The 5,102-nt window shown below is 51.1% G+C and carries 8 protein-coding genes; all 8 read right to left on the bottom strand.

Annotated elements, in window-relative coordinates:
* Positions 1-102: 102 nt before the first annotated feature.
* Entirely contained in the window at positions 103-921 is an 819-nt protein-coding gene (locus HY768_06215; GenBank protein ID MBI4726803.1) for a hypothetical protein, read from the bottom strand.
* The gene (locus tag HY768_06210; protein ID MBI4726802.1) at positions 918-1,340 is read right to left on the bottom strand and encodes a HEPN domain-containing protein; all 423 of its coding nucleotides are present in this window, start codon (positions 1,338-1,340) and stop codon (positions 918-920) included. The genes HY768_06215 and HY768_06210 overlap by 4 nt, the downstream gene beginning before the upstream one ends.
* Entirely contained in the window at positions 1,297-1,623 is a 327-nt protein-coding gene (locus HY768_06205; GenBank protein MBI4726801.1) for a nucleotidyltransferase domain-containing protein, read from the bottom strand. Before HY768_06205 ends, HY768_06210 begins: the two co-directional genes overlap by 44 nt.
* A gap of 153 nt (positions 1,624-1,776) precedes the next feature.
* Positions 1,777-2,277 (bottom strand): cyclic nucleotide-binding domain-containing protein, encoded by a 501-nt coding sequence (locus HY768_06200; protein ID MBI4726800.1) that lies wholly within the window; start codon positions 2,275-2,277, stop codon positions 1,777-1,779.
* A gap of 149 nt (positions 2,278-2,426) precedes the next feature.
* A complete protein-coding gene (locus HY768_06195; GenBank protein ID MBI4726799.1) occupies positions 2,427-3,020 on the bottom strand; it encodes a GTPase domain-containing protein in 594 nt (197 codons plus the stop codon).
* A gap of 51 nt (positions 3,021-3,071) precedes the next feature.
* Positions 3,072-3,614, bottom strand: coding sequence for a roadblock/LC7 domain-containing protein (locus tag HY768_06190; GenBank protein MBI4726798.1), 543 nt, complete (start codon positions 3,612-3,614; stop codon positions 3,072-3,074).
* Entirely contained in the window at positions 3,611-3,952 is a 342-nt protein-coding gene (locus tag HY768_06185; protein MBI4726797.1) for a roadblock/LC7 domain-containing protein, read from the bottom strand. Before HY768_06185 ends, HY768_06190 begins: the two co-directional genes overlap by 4 nt.
* Positions 3,953-3,998: 46 nt before the next feature.
* On the bottom strand, positions 3,999-5,018 hold the full coding sequence (locus HY768_06180; protein MBI4726796.1) for a roadblock/LC7 domain-containing protein: 1,020 nt from the start codon (positions 5,016-5,018) through the stop codon (positions 3,999-4,001).
* Positions 5,019-5,102: the final 84 nt, after the last annotated feature.

The raw sequence follows: 5,102 nt of genomic DNA, 5'->3' as shown, positions 1-5,102 counted from the left end.
GATCAGGGTTATTCAGCGCAGGGCGTATGGTTTGAGAGACGAGGAATACTTACGGTTGAAGGTACTGACCTGCACGCTTCCTCCCCTGTAAGTAGCCCAAAATCACCTAAAATCACCCACACTCATTGGAGAAGACCCTCCCTCTATTCCCCTAACAGGCCTGGCCCTCTCTTTATATCCCAGAACCTCATAGGCAGGCACCGGCTGCCGTTTGCCCTTCAAAGTCAGCGGCTCAAGCTCCTTAAATTCAAACAAACCTTTGGTCATTTGATATGTCTTCTTGGAGATGAATATCTGGCCGGATTTGGCCGCGCCCTCAAGCCTGGAGGCCAGATTCACCGTGTCTCCCATTACCGTATAGTCCATCCGCAAATCCGAGCCGATATTGCCCACGATCACAGCTCCGGAGTTGATCCCGATATGAAGGCTCAGATCAGGGATCGCTTTTTTCTTGTCTCTCTCCAAGCTCTGGTTAAACTGTTCCAAAGACTTTCGCATGTCCAAGGCCGTCCTCACTGCCCTTTCGGCATCGTTCTCGTGAACCACCGGCACCCCAAAGATGGCCATGATGCAATCGCCGATGAACTTGTCTATGGTGCCCTCGTATTTGTAGACTATTCCCACCAACGCCCTAAAGCGCTCGTTCATCACCTCGCTTACCTCTTCGGGATCCAATACCTCGGACATGGCCGTAAAGCCGGAGATGTCGGCAAAGAGCACGCTGACCTGCTTGCGTTCGCCCTCAATCTGGCCTTTGCTTCGGGCTATCTTCTCGGCCAGTTCTTGGGGGATATAGCTGTGCACCTGCTTGAGCCGGAGTTCCAGCTCCTCGGCCCGGCGCGCCTCGGCCAAGTTGGCTCCGCACTCTCCGCAGAACTTTAGGCCCTCGGGATTCTCAAAATTACATTTGGGGCATTTCATATGTTTTCTTCCAAAAGCATTTCAATCAGGGCTTCGGCATCGGCTAAATTTTCCATGATCGCTTCCGGTTTCGGTTCCGCTATGGGAAATGGATATCGTTCGGCAAGATAATAACCAGTGGCCCCTTGGCACAACAATCTGAATCTTTCCAATCCCGGATTATATTTTAGCGCTTCATCGAGGAGAAATTCCAAATCGTGTATTTTTTGCAGCGCCCAGCCTTTTGACAAGAGATAGCCTTTGCGGTACTTCTCGATGGCTTGCTGAAGATGGAATGCCGCATCTTCCAGGTCATTCTCCTGCGCCCTCAATTTTGCTCTTTCCAGATCCTTCTTCCCTTTTTTGAACCAGTCGTCGGCGAAAAGGGATTCCCTGTCATTTGGCATAAATAACTTCTCCTTTTTTGAAAATTTCCGCAAATATCGGGTCTCCCAATTTCAGCCGGGCTTCGATTTCCTCGGGAGTGAACACTAAAGGCTCGAACGGATATCCTCTCCTGATCTCGGAAACCAATCTCCGGACATCTAAAAGCCGTTTAAAGAATGTCTGCTCGGTTTCTTTGATGATCAACAGATCGATGTCGCTTTGGCTGTTCGGTTCTCCATAAGCATAGGAACCAAAAAGAATGATTTTCTCCGGCTGATACCCTTTGACAAGGGCCTGAGCAATCTTTTTGATGATTTCTTCAGCTTTCCTATCCATTGTTTCCTCTTTCTTTCAAAATTGCATTTGGGGCATTTCATAGTTTATCCACCACAAGTTAAAAATCTTCAAACCATGATCGTGGGAGGGTTCTACAGCCCCGGATTAACCGAAACCGAAAAATCCCTCCCCCGTCCACTAAACTAGCCTCTGTCAGATAACAAACATCTTGGCAAAAGCAGGAGATTGAGCTTCAAAAATCTTAGACCAAAACTCCTTGATCTGTTTATCGGCATTTCTTAACCTTAAGCTCATGGTAACAGCCATATTTCGGTAAACCACCTCGCCAATATGGCTGTACCTTTTTACCAAACCCTCAAACTCAGATTGGTTGATAATTACAACCTTGGAATCTTTGACGCACTTCGTTGTGGCCGATCGGGGCACATCATCAATAAAAGCCAATTCACCGAATATTTCTTTTGGGGTAACTGTATGCACTGTGAGATGGTCAACATACGGGGCAACCTTAAGTTGCACATTTATCGCCCCGGCTTCTAAAATGAAGAGTTCGTTGGCTGCGCTGCCTTCCGTAAAGACGATCTCTCCATTTTTCAACTCCTTTTCCTGGCAGATCGCCGATAACGACTTTAGTTCATCTTCGGTCAGTCCGGCAAAAAGCGGAAGTTCTTTCAGCAGTTGTGTGGAAACCATTGTTTTACTCCTTGTTAAAAGTTTTTTGTTTGTTTGGTGATAATATGGTGAATAAGGACTTACTAATTATTTTACAGAAACTATAGAACTATTGAATTATTCCTGTAATTCGCTGGTTCCTTAGAGATGCCATTATTGAGATTATGTTTTTACTTTTTATATTTGGCGGAAAGCGACTGCAGCACCAGCGCGCTGATGGTCTTTAGGGTGTCAAACACCCCAACCCCGGTGGTGGCTATCGCTTCGAAATGGTGGGCCCGCCTGAAATTCAGCCCGGCGTTCAGGTCGGCCACCGGCATGATATTTGACAGGTCCCGTTTGTTGTACTGCATCACCAAAGGTATCTTGTAAATGTCCATCCCCAGGCCGGCCAGGTTGTCCCGCAGGTTATGGAGGCTCTCCTGGTTCTCCTGCCACAGGTCCACCTGGGAATCGGCCACGAACACCACTCCGTCCGCACCCTGCAGCACTAATTTGCGGGTGGAGTTGTAGAATACCTGGCCGGGCACGGTGTAAAGCTGGACCCTGGTCTTATAACCGGCGATGGTTCCCAGTTCCAAAGGCAAAAAATCAAAGAACAGGGTGCGGTCCTTTTCGGTGGCCAGGCTGATCATGGAGCTTCGCTTCTCATCCGGAATTTTTCCGTAGATATACTGAAGGTTCGTGGTCTTGCCGCAGCGGCCCGGCCCGTAATAGACTAACTTGCAGGCGATCTCTTTGGATGAATAGTTGATTAAAGACATGATCTTATTTGAATTGAATGGTTAAGGCTTTTGGATTTAAACAGCGCGCCGTCAGGAGAACAGCTTGGACAGGGCATCCTCCACTTCCTTGTTCAGGTCAGGCAAAATTATTTCCTGCTTTTCCTGTCTCCCGGCTGATGCCGGTTCCGCGATTTCTTCATCCGCCAGAGGGGCGTTGTCGCCTTCGTCACTCAGGGTCTTTTCCAGATGCGGAGCCAGGGTTTTCTCGGCTTCGGCGGCGGCATGGCGGATCATGCCCACCACCGTTGATTTATCAAAGATGGTGGCCAAAATAAAATGTTCGGCTACCAGGCAGAAATAGACGTTCCATTTCGAGCCCTCTTGGAACATCACCTTGAACTTTTCCTCATGCACCAGATGGGCCAGGGCCTGGGTGGAAGAAAAGATGCCTCCGATCAGGGCCGAGATCGGCTGTAGGTTGAAATCGGTGATATAACCGGACTGGCTGATTAGGTGACCGTTCTTGGACAAAAGGATGGCGCATTTGGCCCGGGAGGACTTGATGTACACGGCCATCTCCCGTTCCACCGCTATGGTGACCTCTTCCGAGATGACGAACTGGAGATTGGTCATAAAATTTTCATTAAACGTTCCAGGCTGGCTTTCATCTTGATTGAGACCAAGCCGATATTGGCCCCGGGCTCGGTGATCACGGTCAGGATGCATTCCGGCGCACACAGGAATATGATGCTGCCTTCGCTGGCCGAAAGCTGCACCCCGGAAAGCTCCGCTCCTTCGGTCGGCCGAATGGCCCGGATTATTTCCTGGTAGATACCGGCCACCATGGCGCTGATGGTCCTCTCCTCCAGGCCCGACATCAGGTTGGAGGCGATCACCAAACCCTCGTTATCCACCACCAGGCTGCCTTTGACCCCGGAGATCTCGTTTATTTGATTCAGTGTTTCTTTCATAGCGTTTGCTTTTATGATCTGTATTTCCCGTCTCAGGCTGAAACGATCAGCGGTTGGGGTCTCGTTTGGCCATGTTTTCCGCCTGTTCCGCCGCCCGTTTGCTGTTGACCATCACCAGTCCCACCTTGGCCGAGGAGTCGGCTGAGATCATCAGCACCATCCGCCCGGCCTGGCGCAGGAATATCTTCTCATCCCCAGTCTCTATCACTATCCGTTCCAACTCGCCCAGTTTTATTTTCTTCAGGGCTTCAAAAGCGGTCTTGAAGATATTGGCGGAAAGCGCGGCGCTGTCCTCGGAAAGGCTTTGCCCCGAACGGGAGACGGCGTCGGCCACCGCATAACCATTTTCGTCCACCAGCATGCAGGCCTTGACCTGCGGGGTCTGGACCAGGTTGTTCATGATCTTGCCGAACCCGGTCTGCCATTCGGTGACTTCCTCAGCCGCCAGTTTCGGCGGCCTATCGGGAACTGCCGGCGAAGCCTTGGCAGCCGGCGGGACTTCCGCCGGCCGATCCGGGATGTTTTTCGGAACCGAAGGCAATGCGGGCTGCGGCTCCGTACGCTCGGCCATTAACGGAAGCGGGCTGGAAGGAATTTCCTTGACGGGCGTCTCTGGTATTTTCACCGGCGCCGGGGCTGGTTCTTCTACCTTAGCTGCAGTCTTAGGGAAAGCAAATTCAGTCTCTGATTTTACCGGCAGCGCAGGCTCTAGAATTGCTTCCTTTTCGGTCTTAGCCAGAGCGGTTAAGGCCTCCTGAGCTTCCGGGACCGCCGAATCGGCCTGAGAAAGTATCTTCTTGGCCTCCGAATTCTCGGACTGCACCGAAAGCACTTTGGCCGCCTCGGCCCGGGCCAAAGCATACTGTTTGGTGGCCAGCAGGCATTTGGACAGTACCAACCGGCCTTCGATATTGCCGGGCTGGGACTCCAGTCCGGCCTGGCAGATGGCGATGGCCTCCGGAAAGAGTCCGTTGTCCCGGTAAAAGTCCGCCAAGGAAGCAAACAACTGGGACGACGGGTCGTTCACCATCTGGTCGGATGTATTATTTTCTGTTGGATCGGGCATGGGATTGGAATGTAGGGGTTAGTTTGTTGGGATTTGTGGACCGTTGACAATGTACTGAAAACACAGCAGGCTTTACGCTTTAGG

This window comes from candidate division TA06 bacterium (assembly GCA_016208585.1).
Taxonomy (GTDB): Bacteria; Edwardsbacteria; AC1; order AC1; family EtOH8; genus UBA5202.
This window is presented reverse-complemented; position numbering and strand designations above follow the sequence as displayed.

Coding starts and splice junctions, on each gene's coding strand:
- HY768_06215 (MBI4726803.1), bottom strand. CDS start 921: ATGAAATGCCCCAAATGTAATTTTGAGAATCCCGAGGGCCTAAAGTTC.
- HY768_06205 (MBI4726801.1), bottom strand. CDS start 1,623: ATGGATAGGAAAGCTGAAGAAATCATCAAAAAGATTGCTCAGGCCCTT.
- HY768_06200 (MBI4726800.1), bottom strand. CDS start 2,277: ATGGTTTCCACACAACTGCTGAAAGAACTTCCGCTTTTTGCCGGACTG.
- HY768_06195 (MBI4726799.1), bottom strand. CDS start 3,020: ATGTCTTTAATCAACTATTCATCCAAAGAGATCGCCTGCAAGTTAGTC.
- HY768_06190 (MBI4726798.1), bottom strand. CDS start 3,614: ATGACCAATCTCCAGTTCGTCATCTCGGAAGAGGTCACCATAGCGGTG.
- HY768_06185 (MBI4726797.1), bottom strand. CDS start 3,952: ATGAAAGAAACACTGAATCAAATAAACGAGATCTCCGGGGTCAAAGGC.
- HY768_06180 (MBI4726796.1), bottom strand. CDS start 5,018: ATGCCCGATCCAACAGAAAATAATACATCCGACCAGATGGTGAACGAC.